The 15,914-nt window shown below is 55.0% G+C and carries 17 protein-coding genes; 3 read left to right on the top strand and 14 right to left on the bottom strand.

Annotated elements, in window-relative coordinates:
* Positions 1 to 3: 3 nt before the first annotated feature.
* The 3 genes from AC2TF6_RS10855 to AC2TF6_RS10845 all read right to left on the bottom strand — a co-directional run bounded on the left by AC2TF6_RS10855 (position 4) and on the right by AC2TF6_RS10845 (position 2,412).
* Positions 4 to 1,047: a LacI family DNA-binding transcriptional regulator gene (locus AC2TF6_RS10855; protein ID WP_491310990.1), complete on the bottom strand. Its 1,044-nt coding sequence runs from the start codon at positions 1,045 to 1,047 to the stop codon at positions 4 to 6.
* 267 nt (positions 1,048 to 1,314) lie between these two features.
* Positions 1,315 to 1,818, bottom strand: a complete 504-nt coding sequence (locus AC2TF6_RS10850) for a metallophosphoesterase family protein (protein WP_491310989.1) — start codon at positions 1,816 to 1,818, stop codon at positions 1,315 to 1,317.
* Between the two features lie 33 nt (positions 1,819 to 1,851).
* A complete protein-coding gene (locus AC2TF6_RS10845) occupies positions 1,852 to 2,412 on the bottom strand; it encodes an MOSC domain-containing protein (protein ID WP_491310988.1) in 561 nt (186 codons plus the stop codon).
* A gap of 259 nt (positions 2,413 to 2,671) precedes the next feature.
* Here AC2TF6_RS10845 and AC2TF6_RS10840 point away from each other — a divergent pair, with 259 nt between their 5' ends.
* Complete coding sequence (locus AC2TF6_RS10840) at positions 2,672 to 4,864, top strand: HelD family protein (protein ID WP_491310987.1); 2,193 nt, start codon at positions 2,672 to 2,674, stop codon at positions 4,862 to 4,864.
* A 149-nt stretch (positions 4,865 to 5,013) separates the two neighbouring features.
* Here the strand turns inward: AC2TF6_RS10840 and AC2TF6_RS10835 are convergent, their stop codons facing one another.
* The 5 genes from AC2TF6_RS10835 to AC2TF6_RS10815 all read right to left on the bottom strand — a co-directional run bounded on the left by AC2TF6_RS10835 (position 5,014) and on the right by AC2TF6_RS10815 (position 9,141).
* Positions 5,014 to 5,862, bottom strand: coding sequence for a DegV family protein (locus tag AC2TF6_RS10835; RefSeq protein ID WP_491310986.1), 849 nt, complete (start codon positions 5,860 to 5,862; stop codon positions 5,014 to 5,016).
* A gap of 15 nt (positions 5,863 to 5,877) precedes the next feature.
* Entirely contained in the window at positions 5,878 to 6,726 is an 849-nt protein-coding gene (locus AC2TF6_RS10830; protein WP_491310985.1) for a DegV family protein, read from the bottom strand.
* Between the two features lie 47 nt (positions 6,727 to 6,773).
* A complete protein-coding gene (locus tag AC2TF6_RS10825; RefSeq protein ID WP_369996570.1) occupies positions 6,774 to 7,496 on the bottom strand; it encodes an amino acid ABC transporter ATP-binding protein in 723 nt (240 codons plus the stop codon).
* Complete coding sequence (locus AC2TF6_RS10820; RefSeq protein WP_491310984.1) at positions 7,489 to 8,178, bottom strand: amino acid ABC transporter permease; 690 nt, start codon at positions 8,176 to 8,178, stop codon at positions 7,489 to 7,491. The genes AC2TF6_RS10825 and AC2TF6_RS10820 overlap by 8 nt, the downstream gene beginning before the upstream one ends.
* 147 nt (positions 8,179 to 8,325) lie before the next feature.
* A complete protein-coding gene (locus tag AC2TF6_RS10815) occupies positions 8,326 to 9,141 on the bottom strand; it encodes a transporter substrate-binding domain-containing protein (protein ID WP_491310983.1) in 816 nt (271 codons plus the stop codon).
* A 327-nt stretch (positions 9,142 to 9,468) separates the two neighbouring features.
* On the opposite strand from AC2TF6_RS10815, the gene trhA reads away from it, so the two are divergent.
* The gene (trhA, locus tag AC2TF6_RS10810; protein WP_218228565.1) at positions 9,469 to 10,104 is read left to right on the top strand and encodes a PAQR family membrane homeostasis protein TrhA; all 636 of its coding nucleotides are present in this window, start codon (positions 9,469 to 9,471) and stop codon (positions 10,102 to 10,104) included.
* 39 nt (positions 10,105 to 10,143) lie between these two features.
* Here trhA and AC2TF6_RS10805 read toward each other — a convergent pair whose 3' ends face one another.
* Positions 10,144 to 10,797 carry a GDSL-type esterase/lipase family protein gene (locus AC2TF6_RS10805; protein WP_491310982.1) on the bottom strand — a complete coding sequence of 218 codons (654 nt, stop codon included), beginning with the start codon at positions 10,795 to 10,797 and terminating at the stop codon, positions 10,144 to 10,146.
* A gap of 70 nt (positions 10,798 to 10,867) precedes the next feature.
* Positions 10,868 to 11,179 carry a hypothetical protein gene (locus AC2TF6_RS10800; protein ID WP_491310981.1) on the bottom strand — a complete coding sequence of 104 codons (312 nt, stop codon included), beginning with the start codon at positions 11,177 to 11,179 and terminating at the stop codon, positions 10,868 to 10,870.
* Positions 11,180 to 11,403: 224 nt separating this feature from the next.
* On the opposite strand from AC2TF6_RS10800, the gene AC2TF6_RS10795 reads away from it, so the two are divergent.
* Positions 11,404 to 12,576, top strand: a complete 1,173-nt coding sequence (locus AC2TF6_RS10795) for a M20 family metallopeptidase (RefSeq protein WP_491310980.1) — start codon at positions 11,404 to 11,406, stop codon at positions 12,574 to 12,576.
* A gap of 134 nt (positions 12,577 to 12,710) precedes the next feature.
* Here AC2TF6_RS10795 and AC2TF6_RS10790 read toward each other — a convergent pair whose 3' ends face one another.
* The 4 genes from AC2TF6_RS10790 to AC2TF6_RS10775 all read right to left on the bottom strand — a co-directional run bounded on the left by AC2TF6_RS10790 (position 12,711) and on the right by AC2TF6_RS10775 (position 15,787).
* Positions 12,711 to 13,364: an amino acid ABC transporter permease gene (locus tag AC2TF6_RS10790; protein WP_009672796.1), complete on the bottom strand. Its 654-nt coding sequence runs from the start codon at positions 13,362 to 13,364 to the stop codon at positions 12,711 to 12,713.
* 50 nt (positions 13,365 to 13,414) lie between these two features.
* Positions 13,415 to 14,071 (bottom strand): amino acid ABC transporter permease, encoded by a 657-nt coding sequence (locus AC2TF6_RS10785; protein WP_491310979.1) that lies wholly within the window; start codon positions 14,069 to 14,071, stop codon positions 13,415 to 13,417.
* 75 nt (positions 14,072 to 14,146) lie between these two features.
* Positions 14,147 to 14,998 carry a transporter substrate-binding domain-containing protein gene (locus AC2TF6_RS10780; RefSeq protein WP_491310978.1) on the bottom strand — a complete coding sequence of 284 codons (852 nt, stop codon included), beginning with the start codon at positions 14,996 to 14,998 and terminating at the stop codon, positions 14,147 to 14,149.
* Between the two features lie 60 nt (positions 14,999 to 15,058).
* A complete protein-coding gene (locus AC2TF6_RS10775) occupies positions 15,059 to 15,787 on the bottom strand; it encodes an amino acid ABC transporter ATP-binding protein (RefSeq protein ID WP_491310977.1) in 729 nt (242 codons plus the stop codon).
* Between the last annotated feature and the right edge of the window lie 127 nt (positions 15,788 to 15,914).

Genomic DNA, 15,914 nt, shown 5'->3' with positions numbered 1-15,914 from the left:
GGCCTATTCCTCTTTCTGAATGGAGTTGGGTTGGAAACGCCGGGCGGTGCTCTGGCGGCGTTTAAGTTCAACGGGCAGCGTAACCGAATGCTCGGCCGGAACGCTTCCGCGGATCATACTGAGAATGCGGCGTATCGCCGTCTTCCCCTTGGTGCCGATATCCTGCCGGATCGTGGTCAGGGAGGGTGTCAGAAAGCCCGCGTAGTCGATATCGTCGTATCCCATGACGGAGAGATCGTCGGGAATGCGTACGCCGAGCTCCTGCAGCCCTTTCATCAGCCCGATTGCCGCCACATCGGAAAAAGCGAACACGGCGGTGACCTTCGGGCTGAGCATGTAAACCTGCTGGGCGCTGTGATAGCCGCCGAGCAGAGAGACCGGCGTCTCGACGAGCAAAGCGCGGTCCGCTTCGATGCCGCTCTCCTCCAGTGCCCGGGTATAGCCGAGCCAGCGTTCTTCATAGACGCCCGAAGTGACGATGTCGCCCGCGATGACGGCAATCCGCTCATGCCCGAGCGAAAGCAGGTGCTTCGTCCCGAGGTAACCGCCCATCCGGTCGTTCATATTGACGACCTGAAGGTTCTCCCCTCCGGCGAGGTAGCAGTCCAGATACACGCACGGAACGTCGAGCTGGGCGATGCGCCCCAGCAGCGGGGAATCGCCGGTTATCCCGATAGCGATAATGCCGTCGAGCTGCCGCTCCTGCACAAACGTGAGCGGGTCCTCTTCCGTCACGCCCGAAACGATAACATGCAGGCGCTCTTCCCTCGCTTCCGCTTCGACGGCCATGACGAGCTGCCAGTAGAACGGGTTGTCTTCGAGCCGTCCCCTCTCGCCGGTCGGGACCAGAATCCCGATGAGCTGGGAGCGTCTTTCTTTCAGAAAACGGGCCGCCGTGCTGGGCGCATAATCGTGCCTGTCGATGACCTGAAGCACTCTCTTGGCGGTTTCACCGGAGACTCTTCCGGTGCCGTTCATCACGTTGGATACGGTCGCGATGGACACGCCTGCCTCCGCTGCTATATCTTTAATCGTTATTTTGTTCATCGTTCCCCCAAATCGGCCGATTTGTCAGAAAATTGATTAATCGTTTTACATCTAAAAGAAAAGTGTATCTTTCTTTATAGTTCTTACGAAATGATTGTACTCCGGAATATTTTGATAGATCAACGATTAAACGTTTCATCATTTTTAAGCATCCGCTTTAAGGTACCCTTTTTCCGCAAAAAAAAGACAGCCGCATCTTCCGCAGCCGTCCTTATTTTCCTATCCATTTGTCATGCTCCCTGCCGTTCATTCACAGTCTCTGCCCGGCTATTCCCGGGAATCGAAAAAAATGTGCCTCGCTTCGGTTTTTTCCCCGTCCGTCTCGATCAACCCGAACGAAAACCGAGGCTGCCAGCGCTTATCCCAAGGCGAGCCGGGGTTAAAAAGAAGGAGGCCGTCGATCCGTTCTGAATACGGAATATGCGAATGGCCGAACACGATCACATCCGGATTGTCGTCCTGAAAAGTGAACAGGGCGCGCTGCTCCGTCGATCTTCCCCGGCCGCGGTCCCCGTGAACGAGCCCGATGGTGAGCCCGCCGGCTTCGATCAGCTTGCTGTATCCGAATCTGTTTACAATGTCCGGACCGTCATTGTTCCCTGCGACGGATTCCACGGGCGCGATCTTCTCCACCCACCCGATAATTTCCGGACTGGTCCAGTCTCCGGCGTGCAGAATGAGGTCGACCCCCTCCAGACCCTTCAGAACGGCGTCGGGCAGCTTACCTGCCGTCTGCCTCATATGCGTATCGGACAATACTCCTATTCTCATGCGCAAAACTCCTTTCAAACGGCAAGTATTAGCTTACAATTCGTCCGGAAAAAGAATCCTTACCTCGTCCCCGGCGGAAACGATGCCGGGTCTTTCGACCGAAGCCACGATTCCTCTGCGGTTCCAGGCGGCTTTGACGAACTTGCCCGCAAGCTTGGGATTCCCCATCTGCTCGGCGATCACCTTACCCGGATGGACGCACGGTTCGTTCTCTCCTTCGCACACGAGTCCCGCTCCGCTCGGAAACAAAATTCTCGTTCCCCGCGGCAGTGCGGTCAGACGCTCCAGCCCCTTGAGCGCCATGTTCGCTCCCAGCCACTCGGGCGCGACGCGTTCAATGCCGAGAGCGGCCGCAACCTGTTCGCATTCCTCCTCGGACACGATGCTGATCTGCCTCCGGTTCATAATTTCGGCTCCCCGCGGATACATCGGCTGACGTACGTCGGCCTTGCTTATGAGACCGAAGTGCCGGTCTCCGGCCAATCCCCCGAACTGCAGCTCGGCCCAATCGAGATGGCGCGTAATAAACGTCCCGGACTTGTCCGCAATAAGAAGGCCCGTCATGACGGCCTGTTGTTCGTTTCCTTTTTTCATGGCAGTTCACTCCAGGTTCGGTTATGAGAACTTACACTTCATCTTAAATGATGCGGTTCTCTGAAAATATGCAGTCATTATACCACAAGGATGATCCTGCCAGAAACTCGGGGCTTACCGCCTTCGGCTGCCTGTTTTCTTCCCTTCAGCATAGACCGCGCCAAGCTTGAGCGCCATGCCCGGTGTTGTTGCCATTGTTTGCCGGATATGATATATTGTTTCTTCATGCTCAAAATCTGATCTTAGGGGGTAACTGATCTTGGATAAGAATCAAAGTGCCTATCAAGAGGAACAAAACCGGCTGGACGCCATCCTGGCGGACGTCAACCGGAGACTGGCGGAGCTGCAGGCCGTTCCCGTATACCGGGGGCAGGATTTCACGGAACAGGTGCTGGAAGCCCTACGCGAAAGCAGCCGGCAGTCGCTTGCCTTGGCATCGGACGAACCTTATTTCGGCCGTCTCGACTTTCATTCTGAAAACGCAGCCGGTAAGTCCGCTTTATACATCGGCAAGTTCGGCGTCGACGACGAGAACGGCGGAGAACCTCACGTCATTGACTGGCGGGCGCCGGTGGCCAGCATGTTTTATTCCTACACGGGCGGGGACGAGAAAGCGTCGTACGAATCTCCCGACGGCCTTGTCGAAGGTCTGGTGTATTTAAAAAGAAACCTGGTCATCCGCAAGCAGATTCTCCAGCGGGTCGTGGACACCTACGATCGGGACAGCGATCTTCTGTCCGGAGTGGGCGGAGACGAGTTCTTGCTGTACCGACTCGGCGAGAACAAAGACAATAAGCTGCGCGATATCGTCTCCACGATCCAGGCGGAGCAGGATAAAATTATCCGTTCGGCCAAGAACGCGGCCCTTATTATTCAGGGCGTCGCCGGAAGCGGCAAGACGACCGTCGCTCTCCACCGTCTCGCTTTTCTGCTCTATCAATACCGCGACCAGGTTAAAGCGGAAAATATGATGATTTTCGCACCGAACTCCATGTTTCTGGATTACATATCCGGGGTTCTCCCGGAGCTCGGCGTCGGACATATCCGGCAGAGCACGTTTGCAGATTGGGCCATAGAGCTGACCGGACTTTCCTTCGCGCTGGAGAATCCCGCCGACGAAAGTGCCGTCTGGTTTGCCCTCGGTTCCAAGCGTCCGCCGCTGAACGACGACGTTTCCGGCCGCTGGAAAGGCTCCGTCGCCTTCAGGAACTTCCTGGAAAGCTGCTTTGAGGGCTACGTGCGGACCTGTCTACCGCAGGAACCTTTTCACCCTTGGGACGGGAAAACGCTCCCGGCCGAAATGATCGGCGTCTGGTACAACGAAGAATACAAACATCTCCCTCCCGCCAAGCGCAGAGAGCGGGTCGTCGCCCGGATCAAACGCTGGATAACGATGGAACTGGACAAAGTCTGGGACGCCAAGCAGAAAAAAGAACGGAAAACCAAATCGACCCAGCGGCTGAAGACCTACCTGAAAAGCTGGCCGGAGCTCGATGCGCTGTCGTTCTATAAAGCCGTGTTCGATCCCAAAGCCGGGGCCGTCTGGATGACGGAAGAACTGCGCGGCCGGATTCCCGAAGCCGTGGCGAAGGATACGCTGGCCTCCTTCCGCCGCAAGAAGGTGCGCCACGAGGATCTTCCGGCGCTCGTCTTTATCCATGCCTCCCTGCACGGCATCGAAGGCTCGGAGCGGTTCGACCACGTGGTCATCGACGAAGCGCAGGACGCTTCGCCGTTCCAGATTGCCGTGCTCGACCAGTACACCCGGCAGCATTCCTTCACGATTCTGGGCGATCTGTCCCAGGGGATTCACGCCTACCGGGGAACGCAGGACTGGGCCGAGCTCACGTCGCTTTTCGGGGAAGGCGAAACCGCTTATTTCGAACTGGAGCGGAGCTACCGCTCTACGATGGAAATTATCCGTTTCGCGAACCACGTCCTCTCCACCGGAGTCGGAGCCGGTCTCCTCGCCGTTCCCGTATTCCGGTCCGGCGAACGGGTCAAGGTGCTCCGGGTAGAGAAGGCGCGGGAAAGCGTCTTCCTCCGCGAAGCGGTTGAGCGGCTTCTCCGCCGGAACTACGATACGGTAGCGGTCATTACGCGCACCGAAGAAGACGCCGTGCGGCTTCACGCGCAGCTTGGAGAGCTGGGCCTTGCGGCGAGCAGAATCACCGCGGACCAGAAGCAGTACGCCGGCGGGATCTCGGTCGTGCCCGTCTACCTGACGAAAGGGCTCGAGTTCGACGCCGCCATCCTGACGGATGCGGACCCGCTCCGGTACGGTGCCGACGCTCAGGACGCCAAGCTGCTCTATGTGGGCTGTACCCGCGCCCTGCACGATTTGTGGGTGCTCTACGACGGCGAACCTTCCCCGCTCGTGAGCGTCGACGATCCCGAGATTGTAACCCGGGAGCTTCCCGGGGAAGACAACGAGGATCGGCGGGCGGAATAACGCATCCACGCATGCGCGCACAAAAAAAGGCTGTCTACCGGTCCCGCGGACCTGTAGACAGCCTTTTTTATGTCCATGCCTGTATGTGTGCACCGGTCAGCCGGCGGAAACAACTCTCACCATCAGCCGGGAGCTGCTGTTATCAGCTGTCAGCAGCTGATAAGGATGCCGCCCTCTCCCGCGTACGTGCCGATAACCGGCCCCATCTCGGTGATGACGACCTGACCGAACGGGAACAGCCGGAGCAGCTGATCTCTCACGTCCCGGGCGCGGTCCTCGCAGTTGCTGTGCGCAATGCCGAGGATGCACCGCTCCAGATCGTGCCGGGTTTCGCTCACTTTCTCGCTTACCCGTTCGATCAGACGCTTGATCGCATTCTGGGTCCCGCGAACTTTCTCGAAAGGCTCCAGGGTGCCTTCTTCGCTCGCTTTCATGATCTGCTTGATGTTCAGCACGGAAGCCACCGCGCCGCGGACGCGGTCGAGGCGGCCTCCTTTTATGACATTTTCGAGCGTGTCCAGGAAAAAATACGTATGATGGCTTTTGATTTCTTCCTTCATCCGGGCCACCAGCTCTTCGAACGGCAAGCCCTCTTTCGCGAACTTGGCCGCTTTTACGGCAAGAAGACCTTGACCTAGAGAAGCCGTGCGGGAATCCAGCACTTCAATCCGGCCTGTATAGCCGTCCTCCATAAGTTGTTCCCTTGCCATGAGGGCATGATGATAGGTACTGCTGAGATTAGACGAAACAGAGACTACCAGAATGTCACTTTGTGAAGCCTTGCGGTACTCTTCCATAAAAGTATGCGGGGCGGGACTCGCCGTCTGAGGAAGCTTGGGCTCCTGCCTCATCAGCTCATAGAATAATGTTCTGCTCATGTCTGAAGTCATTTCCTTGTCGCCGAAACGGACGAGCAGGGGTACGACTGTGATGTCTAATTCACGGGCCAGCTCCTGAGGCAAATCGGAAGTTCCATCCGTAATAATCTTGATCGTCAAGAAGTACCCTCATTTCTAAGATTTAATAAATACGATGCCCACTGTCTGAGGACCGCAATGACTGGAGACCACACATCCGGTTTCCGTAATCTCAATCCTTTTGACACCCGTTTCCTGCAGAAGGCGGGCACGTACAAGCTCAGCTTCCTCCTGCGCCATGGAATGCGTGACGAACAGGACATCCGGGTCCATCTCGTGCTTGAAGGCCAGCGCGTTGTCCACCAGCTGTTCCAGCGCTTTCTCCCTCTTACCACGCACTTTGGAAGTTAGAATCATGGAACCGTCCTTGACTTGCACGACCGGGCGGATTTTGAGCAGGCTTCCGAAAAAAGCCTGTAAGCTTGTGCAGCGGCCGCCTTTATGCAAATAATCCAGCGTATCGATAATGAATTCCGTGCTCACCTTCGGAATGAACGATTTTACCATGGCTTCGATCTCCGCCGCACTGCGTCCCTGCTTGGCCGCTTCCACGGCTTTGCAGATCAGAATGCCGATGCCGGTAGCCAGGTTGCGGGAATCGATGACGGTTACCCGTCCTTCCGGAAAGAGGTCGGACGTTAACACGGCATTCTGATAAGTCGAAGAGACTTCGGAAGAAAGCCCGATATAGACGATATCGAAGCCCTGTTCGATATGAGGCCGGAACGCTTTCTCGAAGTCGGCCGGCGACGGAGCCGCCGTCTTGGGCAGCTTGCCCGACTGTTCGACTTTCCGGTACAGGACCGCCGGTGTAATGTCCACCCCGTCCCGGTAAGAATCGTCGCCGAAGACGACATAAAGGGGAACGACGCCGATTTCGTTTTCCTTCAAATAGTGCGGATTTAAATCATTCGTGCTGTCCGTAAAAATTTTAATGGGCGCCACGAGACTTCCTCCCTGCTCTGCGATAACAATTTCTTGTTCTATCTCGCTTACAGCACCTTGCCCAGGAATTCCTTGGTCCGGGCATGCTGCGGGTTCGAGAACACTTCTTCCGGCCTGCCCTGTTCGACGATGACGCCCCCGTCCATGAAGACGACTCGGTCGCCTACTTCGCGGGCAAATCCCATTTCATGCGTGACGACGACCATGGTCATGCCGTCTTTCGCCAGCTTTTTCATGACGTCGAGCACCTCGCCGACCATCTCGGGATCGAGCGCGGAGGTGGGCTCGTCGAACAGCATGACGTCGGGGGACATCGCAAGCGCGCGTGCGATCGCGATCCGCTGCTTCTGTCCTCCGGACAACTGGGCCGGATAAGCGTCGGCTTTTTCCGCCAATCCTACTTTACGAAGCAGATCGGCCGCGGTTTCATTCGCCTGGCTCACCGACATTTTTTTCAGCTTGCGCGGAGCAAGCGTAATGTTATCTTTGACCGACAGATGGGGGAACAGGTTGAACTGCTGGAACACCATGCCCATTTTCTGCCGGACGGAATTGATATCCGTTTTCTTGTTCGTAATGGAAATACCCTCGAAGAGGATTTCGCCGTCGGTCGGCACTTCCAGCAGGTTGAGACAGCGCAGGAACGTGCTTTTGCCCGAGCCGGAAGGCCCGATGACAACGACGACCTCGCCTTTTTCAATCTCGATATCGATTCCGTTCAGCACGTTTAATTTCCCGAAATGTTTATGAAGATTCGTAATGTTAAGCATTCGACTTCGTCAGCCTCCTTTCGAGCATTCCGACGAGCTTGGACAGCGTCAGGGTAATGACCAGATAAATAATAGCGGCGATGATCAGCGGTTCGAACGGAAGCGACAGGCTTCCTTTGACCGTGTCCGCGTTGAACATCAGTTCGTTGAGGCCGATGACCGATACGATCGACGTTTCCTTGATCACGACGACCAGCTCGTTTCCGAGCGCCGGCAGTACGGTGCGGAACGCCTGCGGAATCACGACAAGACGCATCGCCATCCACGGCTTCATCCCGAGGGAGCGGGCCGCTTCCATCTGCCCTTTGTCCACGGACTGGATGCCCGCGCGCATAATTTCAGCCACATAGGCCGTGCTGTTGAGTCCGAGCGTGATGACAGCTGCGGTAAATTCCCCGCCGTACTCTTCGAGAAACGGGAACGGGGGAAAATGAAAGTCCGGAATAAACTGCGGAAGCGCATAATACACGAGAAAAATTTGAATAATGATCGGTGTTCCCCGGAAAAACTCGATATACGCCGTAGCCAGCCACCGCAGCGGCCAGATACCGGACAAACGGAGCAGGCTCATGCCCGTCCCGAAAATCGCTCCCAATATGACGGTAATCACGGATAGAAGCAGCGTAACCTTCGTTCCGTCCACAAAATAATGCCCGTATTCGTTTAAAAATGAAAAATTCATGGGCTCTTAACTCCTCCTTAAGTGCGGATGGACACCGCTAATTATACAATTTCCAACTATCTTGTGACCATCCCTGAAAAAAGAAAATAGCGGAGGGTTCTCCGCTATCTCACATTTATTGCAGTTACCGGTCCGATAACCTTGCGCTTACTCGGCTTCCACCTGGCTGGAGGCTTCGGTTACGAACTGATCGATCTTCTTCTCGGCGATCAGACGGTCGATCGTCTTGTTCACCAGGTCGATCTTGTCCTGGCTGCCTTTCTTGAAAGCAACCGCGGAACCCGCTTCTTCAACCGTCGGAGTCGCTTCGGCAATCACGATGCTCTTGTCGCGGTTCACGTGGGAAGTCGCAACCGGAAGCTCGATAATCGCGGCGTCGGCATTCTTGTTTTTCAGCTCAAGCACGATGTCGGTAATTTTGCTTAGTGTTTTGATTTTGGCGTCCTTGATTTGTTCTTTGGCTACCGTCTCTTGAATGGAAGCTTTCTGAACGACGATCCGCTTGCCCGCCAAACTGTCCATCGTCTTGTACTTGTCTTTGTCTTCCGCGCGGACAACGATCATCTGCTTCGCGGTGTAATACGTTTTGGAGAAATCAACGTTCTTCTTGCGCTCCTCGGTAGGCGTCATTCCGGAAAGGATCATATCCACGTTGCCGGATTGAAGCGCCGGAAGAAGACCGTCGAACTTCATGTCCTTGATTTCCAGCTCGGCTCCCATGTCTTTCGCGATTTCTTTCGCGATCATGATGTCGAAGCCGATGATTTCGTCTTTCCCGTTCGTCGATTTGTGGAATTCATACGGCGGGTAATCCGCGCTCGTCCCCAGGATAAGCTTCTTCGCAGGTGCTGTTGTTTGAGCGCCGCCGGCTGCATCTTTCGGTGTTTCGTTTTTTTTGCCGCATGCAGCTATGAGGCTCATTGTCAGTACAAGGGCGATAAGTGTCAGTCCCCATTTTTTCATGGCAAGTGCTCCTTTATTCAATATAGTTTATTAACGCAGGGTCAATTTCGAAAAAGAACATGACTTAGTATACCGAAATCGCTTCTTTTATGCAAGATGATTTATGAAAATGCTTTTTCAAGCGTATATAGGGCATAAAACCTGTATATTTATGCATATTCTGAGCCTTTAGACGCACTTGTAACAGTCCTTTTGGCTAAAAGTTTCATCAAAATAAGCGCAAAAACGGGTAAAAAGCGTTGAAGGGGTTTGCCGAGTAACCGCGTCTAAGTAGTCATTAGCCAGTAAATTGGGCATCCGGTCCCGGATAGCTTGGAGGTAATACCTATGGAATATTCACCGCGCGAAGAAGTCGCGAACGCCGTCTCGCATGGAATCGGCACCTTGCTTAGCGTCGCCGCTCTGGTTCTTCTCGTCATTCAGGCAACCACATACGGAAACACTTGGCATATCGTCAGCTTCAGCATTTTCGGCACTTCCCTGATTCTGCTTTATCTGTGCTCCACGCTCGTTCACAGCGCTCCCGGAGGGAAGCTGAAGGACATTTTCGAAATCATGGACCATTCCGCTATCTATGTACTGATCGCCGGCTCCTACACCCCCTTTATGCTCGTTACACTGCGGGGAGTGCTGGGATGGACCCTGCTCGGCATCGTATGGGGGCTCGCCCTGCTCGGAATCGTGCTCAAAATTTTCTTCGTCAAAAGGTTTATCGTCCTCTCGACGGTTTGTTACATCGGCATGGGCTGGCTGATCGTACTGGCCATTAAACCCCTGGCCGAGCATTTGTCGGCAAACGGCATCATCTGGCTCGTCGCGGGCGGACTGCTCTACACGGTCGGAACGGTGTTCTATCTATGGCGGCGCATTCCCTACCACCATGCGATCTGGCATTCGTTCGTCATCGGAGGCAGCGTCTGTCACTTCTTCGCTGTGATGCAGGTCCTGCCCGTCCCCGCGTAAACCGAAAAAAAACAGTGAGGCGGCCGCTTCACTGTTTTTTTAATGCCCGCCGCCTCCCGCAAGGGAAGTGAGCGGGACGCTCTGGGCGATGCATTCCGCTATCCGCTTGTACCCTTCCGCATTCGGGTGAAAAAGATCGTCGGAAATCAGGCGGCTCTCCGCTCCCTTGAAAGCCGGATACACGTCCACGTACCGGACCGTGCGCGACCCAAGCCCGGCCATTTGCTGGTTGAAGCGTTTGATCCAGAATTCCGCCTCCGGCAGCATGGAAATCGGATTGTACAATCCGACGAGAATCACCAGCGGCGACTTGCCGTTCGGAGTCGGAAGCTGGGTATAGCCCACGATCTGCCGCAGATTGCCCCCAAACTTACGCAGGCTTCGCTTCAGCACGCCCGTATCGCGGCTTTTCAAATAAGGCATCGCCGAACGAATGAGATCGTTCCCGCCTGCCGTAATCGTCACGATATCGGCGGTTGCCAGCTCCCGCCTCAGCTCTCCCTCGTTGCGCAAATATTGCAGCAGCTCACCGGATGTGGCGCCGTTCGTACCCGCATTTCGCAAGCTTACGCTGCGCCTCAGCGCCGCTTCTGCCATGCCGCGGTATCTTGCCGTGAAACCTTCCCGTGTCGGATCGCCTGTCCCGACGGTCAGCGAATCTCCGAACGCGATGTAGCGTAGTGCTCTTCCCATGGCGGCCCCTCCTGTCGCTTACGTCTGTAAGACAGTATATTCCGGCGCCGGCCTTCCGGTCTCCACTTTTCTAACTCAAAAGGAGAGAATCCATTGCCGCAGAGCAGTTTTCTTCCAGAAAACGGGCGATCTTCTCCTTCTCGCCCGGAGTAAACTGATATTCGCAGTCACAGCCTTCATCCAGCAGGATGATCTGCACGATCGCTCCTCCGAGATCGCAAATGACGTACACGCTGGGATCGTGCAGTTCTTCCGGCAAGGTCTCTCCTTCTTCCGGGTGAAGCGCCAGATGAATGTCCAGCCACTGTCCTCTGCGCTCGACTTCTTTGCAGGCCAGCGTAAAGCGGTGATCCTGCCAGTTATCCGATCCGTATTTATTCATAAATATCCTCCTCCTGGGCTATGTAAACATCTTCGCCGAATGAAATTCCCCTTCGGAAGATGCGTGAATTGCAGCAAACGCGGACTTTGCGCTTTCCGTGCTTTATTGTAACGCAAAGGAGCCGGAAGTGGTAGCGGGTCCGAGTTTGTATTACAATGGACTTACATCCGAAAGATAACGACGGGGCGCCGCCCCCACCACTTACATACATAAGGAGAACCGCCATGAAGGAACGTATCTATAACACCATCGATTTCCACACGCCGGAGTTTCAAGCGATTTCCACTTATATCGGGCAAAATCCCGAGCTCGGCCATGAAGAATTTCTGGCCTGCGCCCGGCTGATCGCAGAGCTGGAGCGGCACGATTTCACGGTTGAACGGGCCGTGCTCGACATTCCGACCGCTTTCCTCGGCGTGTACGACTCCGGCAAGCCCGGACCGACCGTCGCCTTCCTGGCGGAATACGACGCTCTCCCCGAGCTGGGCCATGCCTGCGGTCATCATCTCATCTGCATGATGAGCATCGGCGCGGCCGTCGGGCTGAAATCCGTCATCGACGAGACGGGCGGCGTCATCCGCGTCTACGGCACGCCTGCCGAAGAAACCAAAGGGGCGAAAGTTCCCATGGCGGCCGCGGGGCTGTTCGATGACGTGGACTTCGCGCTGATGGCGCATCCCTATTATACGTATGAGCGTTCAGGCGAATCCCTTGCCCTGGATGCCATCCAGTTCGAGTACTTCGGCAAGGCGGCCCACGCAGCCGCTTCCCCTTACGAGGGCGTGAATGCTCTGGACGCCGTGCTCATGCTGTTCAATTCCGTCAATGCGCTGCGCCAGCAGCTCCGCAGCGATGTGCGCATTCACGGAATTATCACGGAAGGCGGCCAGGCCGCGAACATTATTCCCGACTATGCCGTCGCCCAGTTCTATGTCCGCTCCTCTTCCCGCGCGTACACGAACGAAGTCGCGGCGAAGGTGCTGAAATGCGCGGAAGGGGCCGCTCTGCAGACCGGCTGCACCCTCACCGCCTCGAACTACGAATACTCGTATGACGAGCTGAACACGAACGAGACGCTGTCCGCTGTGTTCAACCGCAACCTGGCTTCGGCTGGCATTACCGAAGAGATGATTCAGACGGGCAAGGACCACGGCTCCCTCGACCTCGGGAACGTCTCTCTTCACTGCCCGACGATTCACCCGTATATGAAGGTCATTGAAGAGAAGCACCTGCTCCACACGCCGGAGTTCCGCGATCTCGCGATGCAGCAGCGCGCGCTGGACGGCATGATCCTGGCCGCCAAGATGCTGGCGGCCACCGCTTACGACGTGATCAAGGACCCGGCGCTGCTCGCTGAGATCAAAGCCGAATTCGAGCGCACACGTTTGGCGCGTTAAGCTGCCGCTTTTCGTCCGCCTGGCAATATAAGAACCCGCTGTAAACCGGTCCGGGACCGGTACAGCGGGTTCTTTGTCGTCCGGCCGGAGCCGGAATTTCGCGCGTCCTCGAGCCGCATAAGGCTTGCGCGGCTTCACGTCCTCTTCAGCTCGAAGCGCTGAGCGAACAGGGAGATGCAATAGTTGACGACGAAATACATCAGCGCGGCGAGCAGGAAGATCGGAACGATGAACTTCTGGGAAGAACCGTTGATGATCTGCGCGTTGTGCATCAGCTCCGGCGCCGCAATGATAACGGTAAGCGACGTGTCCTTCAGCAGTGAAATAAACTGGCTGACGATCGGCGGAACCATCCGGCGTACCGCCTGCGGGAACACGATGTGCCAAAGCGTCTGCACATAGGTTAACCCGGAGGAGCGGGACGCCTCGATTTGCCCCTTGTCGATGGAGTTGAGCCCCCCGCGGATGATTTCGGCAATCATCGCCGATTCGAAAATCGTCAAGGAAATGATCGCGGACGTCAGAATGCTCATTTCCACACCGGTCACTTCCGGCACGGCGAAGTAAACGAAGAAAATAATGAGCAGCAGCGGCAGGTTCCGGATCACTTCAACGAGAACCGCCATGAGCTGGCTGAGTACGGGGATTTTCGAGTAACGGATGACCCCCACCAGACTGCCGATGACAAAACTTAAAATAATGGCGATAACGGCCATTTCCAGCGTTACGAGAAACCCTTTTAACAAAAACATCAGATTATCCGCGCTGTATGCACCTGAGAAATCCATTCCGACACCCCACTTTGACATTCACCGGATCTTGTCCCGTCTGGAACCGATTAGGCGCGCGCCATTCTTCTTTCGAGATACTGAACCAGCAGACTGAGCGGTATCGTCAGCACCAGATAGAAAAGCGCGACCCCGATATACACATTAAACGTATCGAGCGTATCGGAATTGATCAAATCCCCGAAATACATGAGATCCATGCCCGCGATAACGCCAAGTATGGATGAGTTCTTGATCAAGTTCAGAAACTGATTGCCAAGAGGCGGGATCACAATCTTGATCGCCTGGGGAAGAACGACGTGAATCATCGTCTGCCCGTAGGAAAGACCCGAAGAACGGGCCGCCTCCGCCTGACCTGCGGGAACGGCCAGTATGCCTGCGCGGATCGCCTCCGCAATAAACGCGGACGTGTAAATCGTCAAGCCGATCGTTCCCGCGGTAAACCCGTCCAGCGAAAGGCCGAACTCGGAAGACCCGTAATAAAAGAAGAAAATAATCAACAACAGCGGAATGTTCCGCACGAATTCCACATAGACCCCGCTGATCGCCCGCAGCTCTTTAAAAGGCGAGATCCGCAGGACGGCTACCAGCGTCCCGAGCAGGAAGCTGAGTACCAGCGAGAGAAGACTGACCATCACGGTATTGTCGAATCCTTCGATATATCGGTCCCAATTCTCTGTAATTATGTTTAAATCCACCGGCAGCACCCCGATCTGTTCCTTCTAATAACGATATCCTGGAAGAAAACGGGACAAGCGGCCGCCCGCCTATCCCGCTCCGTTTTACTCGGCCGGTTTCTCGCCGATCCATTTCTCGTAAATTTTCGCGTATTCGCCGCTGTCCTTCAGTTCTTTCAGAACGTCGTTGACCGCTTTCGTAAATTCCGCGTCGCCTTTGCGGACCGCGATGCCGTACGGCTCATCCGTGAACGTGCCGCCTACGACTTCATAGCCCGGGTCCTGCTTCGTCATTCCGTAGAGAATGGCGTTATCCGTTGTCAAAGCTTCCCCTTTGCCGGATTTCAGAGCCGTGAACGCTTCCTGGTAGTTTTCAAATTCCAGCACCTGCGCGTCCGGGGCTTTGGCACGGATATTTTTGGCGGAAGTGGAGCCTTTTACGGACAGGATTTTAACGCCCTTCTTCTTCACGACGTCGTCGATCGACTTGATATCGCTGCCTTTTTTAACGAGCAGAGATTGGCCCGCCTTGAAATAAACGTCTGTGAAATCCACTTCTTTCTTGCGCTCTTCCGAAATCGTCATCGTCGCGATGATGGCGTCGATATCTCCTTTTTGGAGCATCGGAATCCGCGTCTTGGAAGTCACTTCTTTCAGTTCGACTTTCGTTTCGTCACCGAGCAGCTTTTTGGCGATCGCTTTGGCGATGTCGATATCGAAACCGTTGACTTGGCCCGTTCCCGGATCTTTCAAACCGAACAGGTTTGTATCAAATTTAACGCCGACTACGAATTTGCCGCGCTGCTTGATCGCATCGAGCGTTTTCGTATCCGTCGTCGGCGCGGCGGAGCCGCCCGGAGTCGATCCGCCGGTATCTTTGGCTTTGCCGCAGGCGCCCAGCACCAGAATAAAGGTAAGCAGAATCATGCCGATTTTAAAAGGCTTCCAAACTTTCATAAGTAGATCCCTTCCTTTTCTCGCTTCTGTATTGGGTTAAACCGTGTATCCCTTAATCAGTTAATGCGCAAATAGACGGCTCAAGAACAATTTGGCCCGTTCTTCCCGCGGATTCTCGAAAAATTGTTCCGGAAGCGCTTCCTCGACGATTTGGCCCTGGTCCATAAAAACGACCCTGTCCGCCACTTCACGCGCAAAGCCCATTTCGTGGGTTACGACGACCATCGTCATCCCTTCCTTCGCCAGCGTCTTCATCACGTCGAGAACTTCTCCGATCATCTCGGGGTCGAGCGCGGAAGTCGGCTCATCGAACAGCATGATGTTCGGCTCCATGGCAAGCCCCCGGGCAATCGCCACGCGCTGCTGTTGTCCTCCAGAAAGCTGAGATGGAAAAGATTGCGCTTTATCGGGAATTCCTACCTTTTCCAAATAAAGCATCGCGCGCTTCTCCGCTTCGGTTTTGGAGAGCCCCAGCACCTTAACGGGAGCCAGCGTGATGTTGTCGATGACTTTTTTGTGAGGATACAGATTGAAATGCTGAAAAACCATGCCGATTTCCCGCCGGAGCTTGTTGATGTCGGTTTTCTTGTCGTTCACCCGAACGCCTTCCACCGTCAGCTCCCCCTGCCGGATCGTTTCCAGCCGGTTAATGCAGCGCAGCATCGTGCTTTTCCCCGATCCCGAAGGACCGATGACGACGACGACTTCGCCTTTTTTCACTTCGAGGTTGATGTTCTGCAGCACGTGAAATGATCCATAATACTTGTTGACATTCGTAAAATTAATCATGGCATCCCCCTCTTTGTCAGCATGGCGCCTTTCTTTTAATGTAGGAACTAGTAGAAACGCCTAACAATACCCGGTATGTGTATCTGGGTAGTTTGCTATTCATTAGACTAATTTTTCAGTTTTGAAA

This window comes from Paenibacillus sp. JNUCC 35 (genome assembly GCF_058269095.1).
This window is presented reverse-complemented; position numbering and strand designations above follow the sequence as displayed.

Bases quoted from the DNA above. Each gene is read 5' to 3' on its own strand.
- AC2TF6_RS10855 (WP_491310990.1), bottom strand. From the start codon at position 1,047: ATGAACAAAATAACGATTAAAGATATAGCAGCGGAGGCAGGCGTGTCC.
- AC2TF6_RS10850 (WP_491310989.1), bottom strand. From the start codon at position 1,818: ATGAGAATAGGAGTATTGTCCGATACGCATATGAGGCAGACGGCAGGT.
- AC2TF6_RS10845 (WP_491310988.1), bottom strand. From the start codon at position 2,412: ATGAAAAAAGGAAACGAACAACAGGCCGTCATGACGGGCCTTCTTATT.
- AC2TF6_RS10825 (WP_369996570.1), bottom strand. From the start codon at position 7,496: ATGCTTAACATTACGAATCTTCATAAACATTTCGGGAAATTAAACGTG.
- AC2TF6_RS10820 (WP_491310984.1), bottom strand. From the start codon at position 8,178: ATGAATTTTTCATTTTTAAACGAATACGGGCATTATTTTGTGGACGGA.
- AC2TF6_RS10815 (WP_491310983.1), bottom strand. From the start codon at position 9,141: ATGAAAAAATGGGGACTGACACTTATCGCCCTTGTACTGACAATGAGC.
- trhA (WP_218228565.1), top strand. From the start codon at position 9,469: ATGGAATATTCACCGCGCGAAGAAGTCGCGAACGCCGTCTCGCATGGA.
- AC2TF6_RS10805 (WP_491310982.1), bottom strand. From the start codon at position 10,797: ATGGGAAGAGCACTACGCTACATCGCGTTCGGAGATTCGCTGACCGTC.
- AC2TF6_RS10800 (WP_491310981.1), bottom strand. From the start codon at position 11,179: ATGAATAAATACGGATCGGATAACTGGCAGGATCACCGCTTTACGCTG.
- AC2TF6_RS10795 (WP_491310980.1), top strand. From the start codon at position 11,404: ATGAAGGAACGTATCTATAACACCATCGATTTCCACACGCCGGAGTTT.
- AC2TF6_RS10790 (WP_009672796.1), bottom strand. From the start codon at position 13,364: ATGGATTTCTCAGGTGCATACAGCGCGGATAATCTGATGTTTTTGTTA.
- AC2TF6_RS10780 (WP_491310978.1), bottom strand. From the start codon at position 14,998: ATGAAAGTTTGGAAGCCTTTTAAAATCGGCATGATTCTGCTTACCTTT.
- AC2TF6_RS10775 (WP_491310977.1), bottom strand. From the start codon at position 15,787: ATGATTAATTTTACGAATGTCAACAAGTATTATGGATCATTTCACGTG.